At 58.8% G+C, this 15,825-nt stretch carries 17 protein-coding genes, 2 tRNA genes and 1 pseudogene; 10 read left to right on the forward strand and 10 right to left on the reverse strand.

Annotated features, from left to right (window positions below; all coding sequences use genetic code 11):
* Positions 1–136: 136 nt before the first annotated feature.
* From DELCS14_RS16635 to DELCS14_RS30045, 3 genes are all read left to right on the forward strand, one after another.
* On the forward strand, positions 137–556 hold the full coding sequence (locus DELCS14_RS16635) for a hypothetical protein (protein WP_013802686.1): 420 nt from the start codon (positions 137–139) through the stop codon (positions 554–556).
* A 46-nt stretch (positions 557–602) separates the two neighbouring features.
* Positions 603–836, forward strand: coding sequence for a hypothetical protein (locus DELCS14_RS30670; RefSeq protein WP_157158290.1), 234 nt, complete (start codon positions 603–605; stop codon positions 834–836).
* A 91-nt stretch (positions 837–927) separates the two neighbouring features.
* Entirely contained in the window at positions 928–1,326 is a 399-nt protein-coding gene (locus DELCS14_RS30045; RefSeq protein WP_043796223.1) for a tyrosine-type recombinase/integrase, read from the forward strand.
* Between the two features lie 69 nt (positions 1,327–1,395).
* On the opposite strand, the gene DELCS14_RS30675 is transcribed toward DELCS14_RS30045, so the two are convergent.
* Positions 1,396–1,532 (reverse strand) — tRNA-Ser (locus DELCS14_RS30675).
* Between the two features lie 253 nt (positions 1,533–1,785).
* Here DELCS14_RS30675 and DELCS14_RS30680 point away from each other — a divergent pair.
* Together DELCS14_RS30680 and DELCS14_RS30685 are read left to right on the forward strand one after the other, a co-directional pair.
* On the forward strand, positions 1,786–1,938 hold the full coding sequence (locus tag DELCS14_RS30680; protein ID WP_013802687.1) for a hypothetical protein: 153 nt from the start codon (positions 1,786–1,788) through the stop codon (positions 1,936–1,938).
* A 105-nt stretch (positions 1,939–2,043) separates the two neighbouring features.
* Entirely contained in the window at positions 2,044–2,322 is a 279-nt protein-coding gene (locus DELCS14_RS30685) for a hypothetical protein (protein WP_157158291.1), read from the forward strand.
* Here DELCS14_RS30685 and DELCS14_RS30050 read toward each other — a convergent pair.
* Together DELCS14_RS30050 and DELCS14_RS16660 are read right to left on the reverse strand one after the other, a co-directional pair.
* The gene (locus DELCS14_RS30050) at positions 2,319–2,615 is read right to left on the reverse strand and encodes a hypothetical protein (protein WP_225614168.1); all 297 of its coding nucleotides are present in this window, start codon (positions 2,613–2,615) and stop codon (positions 2,319–2,321) included. The two genes, DELCS14_RS30685 and DELCS14_RS30050, sit on opposite strands and share 4 nt — an antisense overlap.
* A 448-nt stretch (positions 2,616–3,063) precedes the next feature.
* The gene (locus tag DELCS14_RS16660) at positions 3,064–3,714 is read right to left on the reverse strand and encodes a BON domain-containing protein (protein ID WP_013802689.1); all 651 of its coding nucleotides are present in this window, start codon (positions 3,712–3,714) and stop codon (positions 3,064–3,066) included.
* 231 nt (positions 3,715–3,945) lie between these two features.
* Here DELCS14_RS16660 and DELCS14_RS30055 point away from each other — a divergent pair, with 231 nt between their 5' ends.
* From DELCS14_RS30055 to DELCS14_RS16670, 4 genes and pseudogenes are all read left to right on the forward strand, one after another.
* A complete protein-coding gene (locus DELCS14_RS30055) occupies positions 3,946–4,632 on the forward strand; it encodes a PRC-barrel domain-containing protein (RefSeq protein WP_013802690.1) in 687 nt (228 codons plus the stop codon).
* Positions 4,633–4,751: 119 nt separating this feature from the next.
* Positions 4,752–4,870: pseudogene (locus DELCS14_RS31310) on the forward strand (VIT family protein); the annotation flags it as partial.
* A 2,266-nt stretch (positions 4,871–7,136) separates the two neighbouring features.
* Entirely contained in the window at positions 7,137–7,349 is a 213-nt protein-coding gene (locus DELCS14_RS30695; protein WP_157158292.1) for a hypothetical protein, read from the forward strand.
* A gap of 446 nt (positions 7,350–7,795) precedes the next feature.
* Complete coding sequence (locus tag DELCS14_RS16670; RefSeq protein ID WP_212739083.1) at positions 7,796–8,341, forward strand: tyrosine-type recombinase/integrase; 546 nt, start codon at positions 7,796–7,798, stop codon at positions 8,339–8,341.
* Positions 8,342–8,509: 168 nt separating this feature from the next.
* Here the strand turns inward: DELCS14_RS16670 and DELCS14_RS16675 are convergent.
* The 5 genes from DELCS14_RS16675 to tolB form a co-directional block, all read right to left on the reverse strand.
* Positions 8,510–8,585, reverse strand: a tRNA-Lys gene (locus tag DELCS14_RS16675).
* Between the two features lie 68 nt (positions 8,586–8,653).
* The gene (locus DELCS14_RS16680; protein ID WP_013802694.1) at positions 8,654–9,481 is read right to left on the reverse strand and encodes a tRNA threonylcarbamoyladenosine dehydratase; all 828 of its coding nucleotides are present in this window, start codon (positions 9,479–9,481) and stop codon (positions 8,654–8,656) included.
* Positions 9,481–10,263, reverse strand: a complete 783-nt coding sequence (gene ybgF / locus DELCS14_RS16685) for a tol-pal system protein YbgF (protein ID WP_013802695.1) — start codon at positions 10,261–10,263, stop codon at positions 9,481–9,483. Before ybgF ends, DELCS14_RS16680 begins: the two co-directional genes overlap by 1 nt.
* Positions 10,263–10,805 carry a peptidoglycan-associated lipoprotein Pal gene (pal, locus tag DELCS14_RS16690; protein WP_013802696.1) on the reverse strand — a complete coding sequence of 181 codons (543 nt, stop codon included), beginning with the start codon at positions 10,803–10,805 and terminating at the stop codon, positions 10,263–10,265. Before pal ends, ybgF begins: the two co-directional genes overlap by 1 nt.
* A gap of 77 nt (positions 10,806–10,882) precedes the next feature.
* On the reverse strand, positions 10,883–12,202 hold the full coding sequence (gene tolB, locus DELCS14_RS16695) for a Tol-Pal system beta propeller repeat protein TolB (RefSeq protein ID WP_013802697.1): 1,320 nt from the start codon (positions 12,200–12,202) through the stop codon (positions 10,883–10,885).
* A 189-nt stretch (positions 12,203–12,391) separates the two neighbouring features.
* Between tolB and msbA the strand changes: the two genes are divergently transcribed.
* Entirely contained in the window at positions 12,392–14,209 is a 1,818-nt protein-coding gene (msbA, locus tag DELCS14_RS16700) for a lipid A export permease/ATP-binding protein MsbA (RefSeq protein WP_013802698.1), read from the forward strand.
* 45 nt (positions 14,210–14,254) lie between these two features.
* On the opposite strand, the gene DELCS14_RS16705 is transcribed toward msbA, so the two are convergent.
* Entirely contained in the window at positions 14,255–14,986 is a 732-nt protein-coding gene (locus DELCS14_RS16705) for an ankyrin repeat domain-containing protein (RefSeq protein WP_013802699.1), read from the reverse strand.
* The gene (locus DELCS14_RS16710; protein ID WP_013802700.1) at positions 14,977–15,789 is read right to left on the reverse strand and encodes a TatD family hydrolase; all 813 of its coding nucleotides are present in this window, start codon (positions 15,787–15,789) and stop codon (positions 14,977–14,979) included. Before DELCS14_RS16710 ends, DELCS14_RS16705 begins: the two co-directional genes overlap by 10 nt.
* Positions 15,790–15,825: the final 36 nt, after the last annotated feature.

A 15,825-nucleotide genomic window follows, 5' to 3' on the forward strand; every position in this document is an offset into this window, starting at 1 on the left:
CTGCCGAACGTGGCAGGCTTGGGGCGGCACCGTCATCTCTGCGAGGCGGCTCGTCGGAGGCTGTCGCACAATGCGCCCGACCGTCTGGTAGCCTGTATGTGAACGGGGCGATATGAGCCTCCTAGAAAGGACCTGCATGCTTTCCAGAATTTGCACAGCTGCATTTGTCGCCTGCCTCACGGTCGTGCAAGTGCCAGCGATGGGCCAGGCGGATGTTCCCTCTACTGCGGTGAACTTCAAGAAAGGCACGTCGAGCGCCACCGTCCAGGGCAAGCTCCAAGGCAACAAGGTGGAGACGCGCGACTACGTGGTGCGCGCGGGCGCCGGGCAGACGATGACCGTGCAGATGGAGACGAAATCCACCTCGACCTACTTCAACGTGCTCCCACCTGGTAGCGATGAAGCGCTGTTCCGCGGCGAAATGGCAGACGGGTCCAAGTGGACCGGCGTATTGCCCGCCAGCGGTGACTACCGTACGCGAGTCTTCCTCAATCGTGCAGCCGCCCGGCAGGGCAAGTCGTCCGCGTACACGCTCAAAATTTCAGTCGTGAATTGAAGTGGCGCCGCGCCCGCAGACAGCGCGGGCGCAGCACTATCTGCGTATGAAAAACCTTCCTCGCATCGCACTGACGGCTCTGCTCGCTCTGCCGATCGCCTCCTTTGCCCAGTCGAGCGTGCAGGTAGGGTTCTCACCCGAAGGTTCCGCCCGCAAGTTGGTGCTGGACACAATCGCCAACGCCAAGACAAGCATTCAGGTGCTGACTGAATGTCAGGTGGCGTGCCGCCCAGTCTTAGCCGATACCGCAGCACTGGCTTACAAGCTGGCAGCTCCGTGAGCCGGCTTTCCACCTGGCCCTCACGCACTAGGTACTGCAATGCCCAATCAATTTCCCCCTTGCTGCGGCCCAGAACCAGGACCAGCTCGGAATGGCAGAACCAGCGCCCGTGGGCCTGGCGCAGAAACCGCAGCAGCACGTCAGTACCACTGCCCGGGCGGATGACGCCCGCAGGACGCGGGTTGTTATGCCGCGCCCCCTCCTCGTGCCAGCCCTCCAACTGGCCAGCTATCCAGTCCATGCAGCTCAATCCAAGGCTGGCGCGCGAGCGGCCGGCTACAGCCATGCCCGGCTGCATGATCTGCGGCACAGCACAGCCAGCGAGATGATCAACGCCGGCGTGGATCTGTACACCATGGGTGGCGTACTGGGGCACAAGTCTGCCGTGAGCACGAAGCGGTACAGCCATCTGGCGACGAAGACGCTGAAAAGTGCCGTTGCGTTGGTTGGCAAAAAAGCCCGCACAACGGCCAAGAAAAAAGCGGCCTGAACGCCGCTCTTGCTGCATCTTCGATAGCAAAGAAAAAAGGCCCGTATTGCTACGGGGCCTTGTGTTCTTTGGTGGGTCCTGCGAGATTCGAACTCGCGACCAACGGATTAAAAGTCCGATCTATCAAAATAGGCATAAGAGAAAATACCTTTCGTATCAATTACTTGCAACGATACACCGGCGCCCATTTGCGCCAACTCTTTCCCCGGGCTTGGGAGAGCCAAGCTGCCAGGGACCCCAGCAGGGCAATTGCGATCTGATCGAGCGTCATTTCTACATATTATGTGAAACCAGAAACCTATTCAGGCCCCTTTTTACCCTACAAAATAAAATCCTTTCGGCACGCTGCTTACACATTAAATAATCATTGGCCTATTTGACTACAGCAGAAAATTAGGAAAAGGAACATCGTTAGACCTCAGGAGCCGATCTTGGCTTTTGATAACCAAGGAGCTCTTCATGTCCGTTTTCCAAAATACCCCTGGCAACAATCAGCAACAAGGCAACAAGCCGCAACCCTCGCAGCAGGAGCAAAGCCGACCTCTGAAAGAGGGATCGCACGCGCCCGAGCAGCAAAAAAAACGGTCTGAGCAAGAACAGGCTCAGCAATAAATCTGCTGGATAAAAATCCAAAGGGCCAATAGGCCCTTTTTTCTTCAGCGAGCAGGTAAGCCGCATTGAAAGTCACCGCATGAACACCGGAGACAAGGCACGTATATGAAATTCGATGACTGGGCAAAAGCTCTACCAGATGAGATACGCACAACCCTAACCGTTTCGGAAGCATGGAATGCAGGGGCCTTATCCATGCTGGAGACATTAATAAAGCTGGGCTATATCGGCGAAGGATACGCGGAGAAAGCTAGAAACGACGTGAAGGATCTTCTAGGAGGTCTGACCTGCAGGGCCGAGTGGGTAGATGAAGCATGGCTCCAGTGTTCATCCGTATCGCGCTCTGGACAAGCCCTGGGCATGGACCGGACGGCTGAACATTAAACCGGCCGCTGCCGCACCTCTGCGCGCCAAGGAGTCAGTCCCTTGGGTTGCAATGACTTGCCCTCAGCTGCAGCGATATGAAGATAGTTGCTCCCCGTCAACGCCCGAGCCTCCTGTGACAGCCGCTCACGAACATCAACAGATTCAGCACGCAACATGTTAATGACCAGCTTGTTCACTTTGAACTCACGACAACAGGGACACACAAAATGCGTCCACTTGGCATAGTTTTCCAAGTAGGCTGTACTGGTCAGGCTGCACAAAGGACAGGGAGCTTGGATGGAATTTTTCATGTTTTCTACTCCAAAAAAGTGCTGAGCATGTGGTTGACGTTGTGAGCTACTGCCGGTTTTGATGACACCTTGCTAAGGTGGAAGATGAAACCGGCAGCAGCCCAGACCTCTATTCCTCAATTGGGGATAAAACGAAAGCCGCGCTACTTTTACGATAGCGCGGCTTCCGCGTTTTTGTTGTTGGGTCCTTCGAGATTTTAACTCGCGACCAACAGATTAAAAATCCTTTTCGCTGAAATAGACAAAAAAGAAAACACATTTTTAATCATCCACGCTTCTGGTGTTTTCGAAATCATTCCTCTTTCACCCTATTTCTGCATACTTTGGAAAGTTTTCGGTCATGGCTCAGATCCTTTCTGATTCATCAGACATCCGCTTCAGGTAGGCACGACGACAATGGCTATGAATTGGCGACAACGATTCATGCCCCCGGCCTTCGCCAAAATTGTCAGATGATGGTCATCCTGTCAAATACCTGGCGGACACCCGGGCTTCCCCAGGCAGAATGAACTACGAGATCACGCTCCGTCCAACTACGGACAGTCCCTGTTAACGTCACATCGCCACCCGTGACATCAACAACAATCGTTTTCGTATCAGAAGTCGCACGACGCTTGATGGCATCCTCGATTTCTGACTTTACGACGATGGCTGAAGCCCTGGGTTTGATGGAAATTTGGTTGCTCACACCGCGCACTCCCGGCAAGAGGCGCACTCTGTCGGCAGCATCGCTACGCTGATAGTTCCAAACCACTTCCCCAGACAAGGTAATCCAACCATCTTCTACAAGGACCTGAACGGTGTCGATAGGAACCGAATTCGTCCAGCTAAGCACGTTTCGCGCGGATGCCGCGATATCGGTATCAGTCCTCTTTCCCATTTGCGACAACTTGACAGTCATGTCGATCGCCAAGGCTCTAACACCTACCACACGTTGCACGGCCCTTTCAGCCCCCCATTTTTCCAAATAGCTACTGACCTCTCCAGCCAAAGTGACAACGCCATCCTTGACCTCTACACCAATCTGGGAAGCGTGCACAGAAGGCTCCCACTTCAACTCCGCCATTACATCTTGCTGTAATTGTGTGTCAGTTTTCATGGTAATTCCTAGATGCTTCAACAATCAGAATAATATGTCTAACCTAAAATCATGTCTGTGCGCCAGCACACACTTGAAATATTTCCAGATAAATTTCTGCATCAAGGGTGTCAGGGTTAAAAAATCCACTGTACGTTCGCGTACAGACAGAGCTACTTGATAAGTATAAAAGCGATAAAACGTACACCAAACATCCAACACCCGATGTGGTACGTTTTGGAGAACCTCATCATGAAAAATCAACATTCACACCATTTTCTTGCCGTTCTGGCATTAGCCGCTGTCCTAGCTTCTGCTGCAACAGCAAGGGCACAAATTGCAGGATCAACTACCACAATGGATGTCAAGACCTCCCAAACCACCAGCGCCGCCCTGGGATGGAGCGCAAAGAAATCACTGATAGGGAAGTTTATATTTAACGACACTGGAGGAAAAGTTGGCAGAGTAGATGATCTTATTATTTCACCTGACAAGAACGTGACTTATGCCATCGTGAGTGCAGGAGGGTTTGTCGGAATAGGACAACATGATGTGGCCATTCCAATCCGTGAAATTAATGAAATATCAGGAAAACTGATTATCATGGGAGCCACAAAACAAAGTGTAAAGGACATGCCAGCATTCACCTATACCAACGAGGCAATGGTTCGCGAGCAGTTCTTAGCAAATGCCGAAAAGGAGATATCCAAAGGGAAGGCAGCGGTATCAGAACTTGAGAAGAAATATGACTTGGCAAGCTCCGATGCCAAAGTAAATATTCAGATGCACATTAATAGAATGCATACCGAGATTAAATCCGCAGATGAGAAGATGAATGAAATGCGTCACTCTGGCGTAAAAAACTGGAGAGATTTTGAGGCGGGCGTAGTTGCGGTGATCGATCGAATAAAAAAATCCATGGCATTATCTGAAGGCTGATAAATCCCAATGGAAATTTATTCCACATTAGAGAATCCATGAAAATAATCACTACATCCCACACGACAACACGCTGCCGCATACTGCTTGGCGCTCCTCGCGTTGACGAAAAGATGCCTATGAAGTCATTCCACTATCGAACGCATCCTGAGCGCCATGAACCGCTCACGTAGGTTGGCTGCGCGCTGCAGTGCTGGGCCCCAACGACGGAACCATCTCGACGGCGAGCGTTGTCGTGTTCTGGCAAGTCGCCTCTACGGGAACACGCGCGGCGCCAACGGCCAGAGCAACGCCTACTACGAGAACCTCAAGCGGATCCACATCAGCGAGAACGAGTTCAAAGCCCGGGTTCAGCGCGGAGAGGATGCTGATGGAGTGTTGGCGGATGTGCCGCTGGCCAGGGCTCATGGCGCAGCGAAGGCTCTGGACAAGAAGATCTCGGACCTTCGAAAGTTCCGACGAATGCTACAGACCGCGGATGTCCCGGACAAACGCGAACAGGTAAACACCGTGAGAGTTTCCTGATGATTTCCTGATAACCGGAAGCACAGGGAGTGCCTTGCGCCCTCTTCTAATGTCCTTCGACGCCATGAAACGCTACTACATATAGATAATTATTGTTACGCCAACGGTTTTACCGTGCAAATCAGAGTAGTGTAAAAAGTCAGTCATCTTTGACCAACGATCCAAACAGGAGTTTCACATGAAATTAAGAAAAAATCTGATTCAACCATCCACATCGAAAGTTTTTCGCTACCTGATGTTGATAGCCATTCCGTATCAAGAGATGATTACTCCCACACTCCTGATCCACCGCACAAAATAATGCGCAGCTGGTGGAATACAGCATCTCTGGTCGCTCTTAAATCTGCCGTATTGCACGAACGACAGATATGCCCGCCCGCTCTAAATGGCTTGCGCACTGGAGGCCAATATGTTCTTACTCCCTCGCACCCCTTTTGAAAAATTCTGGGATTCTATAAAAACCGTATTTTCTCCCAAAGCTCACCTAGATCCCATGGAAAACACTGAGCAAGATTACCACTTGTCTAAAGAAGATATATTAATATACGAAGAAGAGCTTCAAAACAATCTCAACGCCCCGTCGTACAGCCAAGCATCTTCTCAGAACGAACACATCAATAGGCACAATGCACATATAAAGGAACGCGAGGATAAATATTACAGACCGATATAATGATAATTATAGAAAGCCCGCTGAATGCGGGCTCTTTTTCATCCATCTGAACCACTCTGTTTTTATAATCTCTCCCCTAAACCTCTTCATAGAGGCCTTTTTGGGATCGCACTTCCCCGCAAGGCTGTTATGTACAGCTCGCAAGAGCAGCCGTGATCATCTACCAGGGAACAAGCGTAACCAGAAGAGCAACAACTACCACAGCGATGCCGATGTAGAGTGTCCTGCGCGTGGAAAACCTGTTACGAGAAGAGGATGTGGGCACTTGGCCAGGGGATTTTTTACTAGGTGTGGTCATTAACACAGCATGAGCTTCTGTACTGGTGAGCGCTGTAAGACAAATGCAATTCAACATCTAGGCCCATTAGCCATTTCACATCTATCACAAGCATTGTGGTTATTGCATGCACCAGAAAAGGGATTTTTTTGGCAACATGTCATTTATACGACAAAACGGCGAGAGTCTGAGTGTTTTAAACGCAGACGAGCCTATGCCGTAAACCTGCTAAGGCTCGCGCGAATGCGATTTTGGGTGGACACATCCCAAGGATCGTCTACCTCTATCACTAGCATGTGATATGGGGACTCACAGCGTGCGGCTAGGCTTGCGATCGCAGGCGCTTCATATACAGAAATTCCAAGCATCTCGCCACGGCGTGCCAGCAGCACCATGCTTGCATGCCAAACGTGCAATGCCCCTAGCTCGGGCTCACTTATTCTTTGATCCATAACATTTTCTCCCGAATTTCAAATTAAGGAACGCCTCTGGAGGAAACGAAATTGCCAATGAGCAGTTTCATTGGGCGCCTATTTTTGTTCCTTTGGAAGCTGTATTACATCCGCGTACACATATCGAGAAGCATGAGCGCAGCACGTGCAGCACGCTGTCTTGGTACCTTCTCGCGCAGCCAAGCCAGCCTGCGGCCTGGAGATACCGCAAGGTCCGGAAGCAGCCTCTTATAAGAACGGCCAACAGTTAAGCAACGACAGGCCCATACGCCACTCAAAGGGGTGCGCGCCAAGTCTAGGCGGCTCCCCAAGCCCCTGGATGCGAGACTGCCAGGGGTCTTTTTCCTTCATAACAGCCCCCGAGATGGATCGTTTGCAAAGACCGCGAGCAGTTCCTGACATTTCCTGAGGGCATGGATGCGGGGCGCGAGACGCGCCCTCTCGCGACGGGCTTCGCTGCCCTGATCCGCTTCTACATATAGGTAATTGTTGTTACCCAAACGGTTTTCCGCTGGAAATCAGAGTAGTGTGAAAAAAGTTGGTCGTTTTCGGTCAACACACAGGACCGGAGGTCCACATGAAAGTCAAAGACACAAAAGGCTCATTTAGCCGCCAAAATAAATATTCTCTTCCAGATGTTGATAGTCATGCTGTATCTAACGATGACTATTTCCGCACATCTGACCCACCTCGCAAGAAAAAAATCAGCGATTGGGACACAGAATTTACTATAAATTTGGATTCTGCTGAACTGCGGGACACACCTCCTCCCTACCTCAACGGAAGATAATTGGAGTTTAATATGCTTTCACAACCTCGCACCCCATGGGAAGTCTTTTGGGATTCCGTCAAGAGTATCTTTTCTCCAGGAGTTCAGATAGAAGCACTTGATAGCAAAAGAAGGAATGACCCTTTATCCAGAGAGGAACGAAGGATTTATGAAGAAGAAAAGCAAATAAATCGAGATGCTTAGCTAGGCAAACCTTCGTCAACCAAATTAAAGCCACTCAACAGTGGCTTTTTTCCGTGCGTGAGCACAGCGCGTCAAGTGCGCTGTCCTGATCTCTCCTTCTTCAAAAAGCCAGCCACAGAGCTGGCTTTCTGTGTTCTGGACCAGCATGAGCCAAGTCACTCCCCCCGCATTGCGCCCTCAGGCAAGTTGGACTACCGGCTCAGACGATTCCGGATTCCATCGGCCAGGTGCGCGCCAATCGGGAGAAGTCCCTGTTCTCGCACATGTGGAACTTTGCCCGGGAACAGGGCCTCACGAAGGCCTCCAACCCCTGCGCAGGCATGCGAGGCTTCCGGGAGGATGGGCGGGATGTCGTAGTCGGCGACGACCTGATGGCTCGGCTGCTGGAGAAGGCCGCAGTATCCCTGCGGTTCGCTGTCCACTTGGCGCTCCTCACTGGCCAGCGCCCGGCCGACGTGCTTCGCATGAGCACCGACCACATTGCCGGCGGCATGCTCCACGTCCGCCAGGGCAAGACAGCCAAGCTGCGCATCGAGGTAACAGGCGCACTTCAGGAGCTGCTGGCCGAGATCCAGGCGTACAAAGTCCAGGTCAAAGCGGACACCGCGCAGCTGCTTGTGAACGAGGCGGGTCAGCCGCTGACAAAGAACATACTCCGCGACCGCTTCGGCGCCGCTCGGGATGCCGCCGGCATTCCAAGGCGCAATTCCAGTTTCGGGACCTGCGCGCCACGGCCGCCACCACTGTGGATGACGACGGCGGGATACGCCACGCCCAGGCGCTGCTGGGGCACCCGACGGAGGGGATGACAGCCCAGTACATCCGCCACAAGGTGGGCAAGAAGGTGAGGCCCGTGCGGTGAATTGCGGAACACGCCCAGAATTGCGGAACACGGGCCGCAATTCTCTGCTCCGTTTTGCTACTTCTTCGATAGCAAAGAAAAAAGGCCCCGTATTGCTACGGGGCCTTGTGTTCTTTGGTGGGTCCTGCGAGATTCGAACTCGCGACCAACGGATTAAAAGTCCGCTGCTCTACCGACTGAGCTAAAGACCCGAACCACGCTTTGCATGCATCAGATGCTGCTTAGCGAAGACATAGATTCTAGCACCAAAATTTACGCTTCAATTCTTGATGCGGCTCAGTTGATCGATGACCCAGCCTGCGGCGCACTGGCCGAAGGTGGCGGTGACGGCCACTACCGAGCCGTAGCCGTGACAGTTGAGCGTGCCGTCGCCTTCGATGGCGCAAGAGGCATCGGGCGGGGCGACGGCCTCGCGGCTGAAGACGCAGGCGATGCCGATGCGCTTGCCTTCCTTGGGTGCGCCGTGCTCGCGGCGCAGGCGGTAGCGCAGTTGTGCCAGCAGCGGGTCGTGCGTGGTGGCGCTGAGGTCGTCGATATCGACCTTGTGAGCCAGGCGCTTGCCGCCCGCTGCACCCACGGAGATGAAGCATTTCCGCGTAGCGCGCGCATGGGCGGCCATGGCGGTCTTGGCCTTGACCTGGTCGCAGGCGTCGATGACGGCGTCAGCGCCCGGGGGCAGCAGGCGCAGCCAGTTGTCCGGGTCAACGAAGTCGTCGATGCAGTGCACGCGGCAGGCGGGGTTGATCTGGGCGATGCGCTCGCGCATGGCTTCGATCTTGGCCTGGCCCACGGTGGTGGAGAGCGCGTGAATCTGCCGGTTGATGTTGGACTCGGCGACATGATCCATGTCGATCAGGGTGAGTTCACCCACACCGCTGCGCGCCAGCGCCTCGGCGGTCCAGGAGCCCACGCCGCCGATGCCCACCACGACGACGTGCGCGGCGCGGATGCGCGCGGCGCCCGGTACGCCATACAGGCGCTCCAGGCCGCCGAAGCGGCGCTGCAGGTCGGCATCAGAAAAAACAGCGCCTGCTTCAGGCGCTGTCTTGTCTTCTTCCGGAAGGGATGAAGAGACCGTGTCGTTCATCACTTGAGGCTGGCGAGACGGTTCTTGGCCGCAGCCGTGGCTTCGGCATTGGGATAGGCCTTGATCAGGTCTTCCAGCGTCTTGCGCGCGCCCTTGGTGTCCTTCATCTCGATCTGGCAGTTGGCGATGGACAGTGCCGCCTCCGGCGCCCGGCCGTGCATGGGGGCTGCCGCCAGCAGCGCGCGGAAGTTGGTGATCGCGTCCTTGTAGTTGCGATTGGCGTACTGCGCATTGCCCAGCCAAAAGCGTGCCGAGGGCACATAGCCGCTCTTGGGCCACTGGTTCAGGAAGGACGAGAACGCCGAGGCGGCTTCGGCAAAGCTGCCTGCGCGGAACTGCGCCAGCGCGGCTTCAAAGTCGCGCTTCTCTGCCGGGTCGGCTGCGAATTCCTGGCCGTCCACCGTCACCGTGACGGGCTCGAACTGGCGCAGGCGCTCGTCCACGCCCTTGGCGATGTCGCGCTGGCCGCGCTGCAGCTCGGCCACATCGCGCAGCAGCTGCTCGTTCTGGCCGCGCAGCTTGGCTTGCTCGGACTTGAGCTGCTCTATCTGCGACTGCAGTTCGAGCAGGCCACGGCGCGTTTGCGAGCTTTCCTCGGTCATGCGCTGCTGCGACTGCTGCATGCTGTCGACGCGCTGGCGCATTTCCAGGATGGCGCGGCGCGCCTCGTCATCGCCGAACAGTGCGGCATGGCCGCTGGCGGCGTAGCCGGCCATCAGGCCGGCCGCCAGCAGCGTGCGCAGCGCGGTGCGATGCAGGATCGGGGAGCGCTGCATGTTCATCAACGGTAGGACAGTTCAGCGCGGCGGTTTTGCGCGTAGGCGTCTTCGGAATGGCCTTCGGAGGCAGGCTTTTCCTTGCCGTAGCTCACGGCTTCCATTTGCGCATCGCTGACGCCCAGCAGGCCCAGCGAGCGGCGCACGGCTTCGGCGCGCTTTTGGCCCAGGGCCAGGTTGTATTCGCGGCCGCCGCGCTCGTCGGTGTGGCCTTCGATCTGGACCTTGCGAGCGGAAGATGCCTTGAGGAAGCGTGCATGGGCTTCGATCTGAGGCTGGGCGTCGGCCTTGACGACGTAGCTGTCGAAGTCGAAGTAGACGACGCGGCTGACGCCCTGGGGACCTGCCTTGTCGGCGGCCGAGCCGGTCAGGTCCACGCCCGAGATGCCGCTTTGCGAGGTGCTGCCGGTGCCGGCGCCGCTGCCCTGGCCCGTGCTGGTGGCGCCCGCGTCGGTGACCGGGGTTTCGTCAAGCTTGACGCCCGAGCTGCAACCTGCCATGAGTGCAGTGACTGCAAGTGCCAGGGAAAGTCGTTTGATGGTGATCATGAAAAATCTCCGTATGTCCGGGTGGACTTCGTGCTGAGTTGACTGGTTGACTGAAAAGAAATCGGGGAAGCCGGATATCACTGGCGCTGGAACGGACCCCAGTCGGGCTCGCGGATGTCTCCGCCCTGCCCTGCCAGCCGTGCCTTGATCTTGCCGTCGAGCGTGGTGGTCATCAGGGATTCGCGGCCCTGCTGCAGGGTGGCGTAGACGATCAGGCGGCTGTTGGGGGCGAAGCTGGGGCTTTCGTCGGCCGTGGTGTCGGTGATGGCATTCACTGTGCCGGTGCCCAGGTCCATGACGTGGAGCTTGAAGCCCCCGCCCACGCGCGAGACGTAGGCAAGCCACTTTCCATCGGGGCTGACGCTGGGCGAGATGTTGTAGTTGCCGGTGAAGGTGACGCGTTCCGCACTGCCGCCCGAGGCCGGCACCTTGTAGATCTGCGGAGCACCGCCACGGTCGCTGACGAAGTAGATGGAGCGGCCATCGCTGGAGAAGTTCGGCTCGGTGTCGATGCCGCTGCTTTGCATCAGTCGGCGCGGCTCGCCGCCCTGGGCGCTGATCAGGTACAGCTGCGAGCCGCCATCGCGGCTGAGCGTGACGGCCAGGGAGTTGCCGTCAGGCGACCAGGCAGGTGCGCTGTTGGAGCCCCGGAAGTTGGCAACCAGGCGGCGGCGGCCACTGGCCACATCGTGCACATAGACCACGGGCTTGCGCGACTCGAAGGACACGTAGGCCAGCTGCGTGCCGGTGGGCGACCAGGCAGGCGAGATGATGGGCTCCGGGCTGGACAGGGCCGACTGGGCGTTCTCGCCATCGGCATCGGCCACCCACAGGCGGTAGTTGCTGCCCGCCTTGGTCACGTAGGCGATGCGAGTGGAGAACACGCCCTTCTCGCCCGTGAGTTTTTCGTAGATGTAGTCGGAGATACGGTGGGCCACCAGGCGCAGGTCGCCGGTGGTGACGGCAAAGCCCTGGCCCCCCAGGTCCTGGCCCTTGACCACGTCCCAAAGGCGAAAACGCACGTCGTAGCGGCCATCGGCCAGGCGCGTGATGCTGCCCACGGCCAGCGAGTCAGCGCTCTTTTGGCGCCACATGGCAACGTCGGGGCGCGAGGTTTCGTCCAGCTGGACGCCGGCCGTGTCCACGGCGCGGAATTGACCGCTGCGCTCCAGGTCAGCCTGGATGATGGCCGAGATCTTCTGGGGCGCCTGCCCTTCTCCCTTGAATGCTGCAATGGCGATGGGCAACTGGGTCAAGCCCACGCCCGTCACTTCGACGCGGAACTGGGCCAGCGCGGGAATTGCGGGGGTTGAAGCGAGAGCGGCCAGCAGGGTTCGGCGCGAAGTGCGCGGCACGGCCGCCAGGGAGGAGGGAGAAAGGAGTCGGTCAATAGTCATTGGCATTCATCAATATCTACGGGAAGACCCCGGTACTTGCACAGGTGCGAATGTTACACACACTGGATGCGTCTCGATGTAAGAACGTGCACTGTAGGGTCTGTCGGCCCAGGCTTTCTCGATCCCCGGCAGCCGCATCAGTTCCCCATGAGGCAGCCACAGGCAAGGCCACCGTAAAATCCGCGCTTCATGCAAGCACCATCCTCACCGCCGCCGGCCCCTGCGCCGTCTGCCGCACCGGCGGCCCTTGATCTCGCCAGCACCCTGACCCTGTCGCAGCGCCTCAAGCGCCTGTCACCCTACTTTGGTGGCCAGCGCCTGGCCTGGACGCTGGCCGTGGCTGCCACGCTGGTGGGCGCGGTCACCGAGCCATTGATCCCTGCCCTGCTGCAGCCGCTGCTGGACAGCGGCTTCACCGACGGCACGCTGCCGCTGTGGTCGGTGCCGCTGGCCATCATCGGCGTGTTCCTGGTGCGGGGCCTGTCGCAGTTCGTGGGCCAGTACGCGCTGGCGCGCATTGCCAACGAGGGCATGCTGGCGCTGCGCAAGCGCCTGTTCGAGCGGCTGCTGGCGGCCGATATGGCGCTGTTCTCGCGCCAGTCGGCCTCATCGCTGTCCAATACCGTGGTCTATGAGGTGCAGACCGGCTCCACGCTGCTGGTGCAGGCCATGCTGGGCATCTCGCGCGACGGTTTCACGCTGGTGGCGCTGCTGGGCTACCTGCTGTATCTGAACTGGCAGCTGACGCTGGTGGTGGCGGCCGTGGTGCCGGGCGTGGCCTGGATCATGAAGACGCTGTCGCGCCGCCTGTACCGCATCACCAAGATCAGCCAGGAGGCCACCGATTCCCTGGCCTATGTGGTGGAAGAGAACGTTCTGGCCCACCGCATGGTACGTCTGCATGGCGCGCAACAGGGCCAGCAAAAGCGCTTTGGCGGCCTGAGCGGGCAGCTGCGCAAGCTGGCCATCAAGGCCACCATCGCCTCTGCCGCGATGACGCCGCTGACCCAGCTGCTGGCCGCCGCCGCCCTGTCGGCCGTGATCTGCATCGCGCTGTGGCAAAGCCGGGGCACGGGCGCTGCTGCGGCCAATGTGCAGGATGTGACGGTGGGCAGCTTTGCGGCCTTCATCACGGCCATGCTGATGCTGATTGCCCCTATCCGCCGCCTGGCCGATGTGGCCAACCCCATCACGCGTGGCGTGGCGGCGCTGGAGAGGGGCCTGCATCTGCTGGAGGGCTCGGGCGACGAGACCGGCGGCACCCAGGTGCCCGGCAAGGCGCGCGGCGAGATCGAGTTGCGCGACGTGTCCGTGCAGTTTGGCGAGGACAAGGCCCCCGCCCTGAGCCATGTGGACCTGCGCGTGCGCCCGGGCGAGGTGGTGGCCCTGGTCGGCCCCTCCGGCGCGGGCAAGACCACGCTGGTGAACCTGCTGCCACGCTTTTTGCAGCCCACGGGCGGCCAGTTGCTGCTGGACGGAACGCCCCTGCCCGAATGGGATCTGGCCGCGCTGCGCCAGCAGTTCGCCATGGTCAGCCAGGACGTGGTGATGTTCAACGACACCATTGCCGCCAACGTGGCGCTGGGCGGGGTGGAAGACGAGGCCCAGCTGTGGGCCGCGCTGGATGCCGCCAATCTGGGCTCCCATGTGCGCGGCCTGTCCAACGGCCTGCAGACGGTGGTGGGCCACAACGCCAGCCAGTTGTCGGGGGGCCAGCGCCAGCGGCTGGCGATTGCACGGGCGCTGTACAAGGATGCGCCCATCCTGATCCTGGACGAGGCCACCTCGGCCCTGGACAACGAATCCGAGCGCCTGGTGCAGGAGGCGCTGACGCGGCTGATGCAGGGCCGCACGACCCTGGTCATCGCCCACCGGCTCTCGACCATCGAGCATGCCGACCGCGTGGTGGTGATGGAGCGCGGCCGCATTGCCGAGCAGGGAACGCATGCAGAGCTGCTGGCGCGGGACGGCCTGTACGCCCGATTGAGCAGGAATCACACAACCTGAGGTGGACAGCGGCGGCACCGGCAGTGCCACTCGCCTGGCTTGCTGCTACCAGCTTCCGCGGGAAGGCTGGGTCTTGCGCTCGGCCTTGATGGCCTTGGTGAGTTTGTCCACCATGTATTGGCGGTCCACCTGCCGGGCAAAGTCGGCGGCGGTGAAGCCGCGCTGGTTGCGAAGGATGACGTCGGCGCCCTCCTTGATCAGCAGGTCCACCACGGCCTCGCTGCTGTATTGGGCGGCCAGCATCAGCGGCGTGGTGCCGTTGGGCGAGTCGGCGTCGATGTAGGCGCTGTTGTCCAGCAGCAGCTTGACGATGTCCAGCGTCTTGGGCAGGTCGGCCGAGGTGGCGTAGTGCAGCGGCGTCCAGCCGGGGCGGTTGACATCGGCGCCCCGGCGTATGAGTTCCTTTGCCAGGTCCAGGTGGCCCTTGATGCAGGCCATCATCAGCGGCGTTTCGCCCTGCTGGGAGGCTTCGTTGACCTTGATGCCCGGGGATTTGAGCAGCACGTCGAAGACACCCAGCGAGCCCTGGTGCAGGGCCGCTACCAGGCCCGGGCGGCCGCGCGTGTCGCGGGTGTTGGGGTCGAAGCCGCGAAAGATCAGGTTGACCATGGCGCGCTCGTTGTCGCTGATGATGGCGCGCACGTAGTCGTCGTACTGGCTGGCATGCGCCAGCCCGCCGCTGGCTGCGGCCAGGGCCACCACGGCCTGGCCGGCCTGGGCCAGCCAGTGGCGCCGGTCCACGCCCACGCGGCCACTGGCCGCAGCATTCAGTCGCATGCGACAACCCCCTTGAACAGCTGGTCGAAGTTGGCACTGGTCAGGGCCGCCACGTCCTCCACGGCCATGCCGCGCACCTGCGCAATCTGCTGTGCCACGTAAGGCACGTAGGACGGATTGTTGGTCTTGCCGCGATAGGGAACGGGCGCCAGGTAGGGGCTGTCGGTCTCGATCAGCAGGCGGTCGGCCGGCACGAAGGCGGCCACGTCGCGCAGGTGCTGGGCGTTCTTGAAGGTAACGATGCCCGACATGGAGATGTAGTAGCCCAGGTCCAGCGCCGCACGCGCGACCTCCATGGTCTCGGTGAAGCAGTGGAACACGCCGCCAGCCTGGCCTGCCGAGCCGTCCTCGCCTTCTTCGCGCAGGATGGCCAGCGTGTCATCAGAGGCGCTGCGCGTGTGGATGACCAGGGGCTTTTGCGTCTGGCGCGCCGCGCGGATGTGCACGCGAAAGCGCTCGCGCTGCCATTCCAGGTCGGCAATGGTGCGCCCGCCCTTGCGGTCTTCCATGCCGTAGTAGTCCAGTCCCGTTTCGCCGATGGCCACCACGCGCGCCAGAGCGGCGCGCTCCACCAGGTCGGCCACGCTGGGCTCGGTCATGTGTTCCGTATCGGGGTGCACGCCCACCGTGGCCCAGAAATTGTCGTGGTCCAGCGCCAGCTGGTGCACATCGCCGAATTCCTCCATCGTGGTGCAGATGCACAGCACACGCGTGACGCGCGCGGCCGCCATGGCCTCGCGGATCTCGGGCAGGCGGCTTTGCAGCTCGGGGAAATTCAGATGGCAGTGGGAATCGGTAAACATGGAATCTCGTGGTTCAGAAACAGGCATGCCGACCGG

Origin of the sequence: Delftia sp. Cs1-4 (assembly GCF_000214395.1) — a bacterium.
GTDB lineage: Bacteria > Pseudomonadota > Gammaproteobacteria > Burkholderiales > Burkholderiaceae_C > Comamonas > Comamonas acidovorans.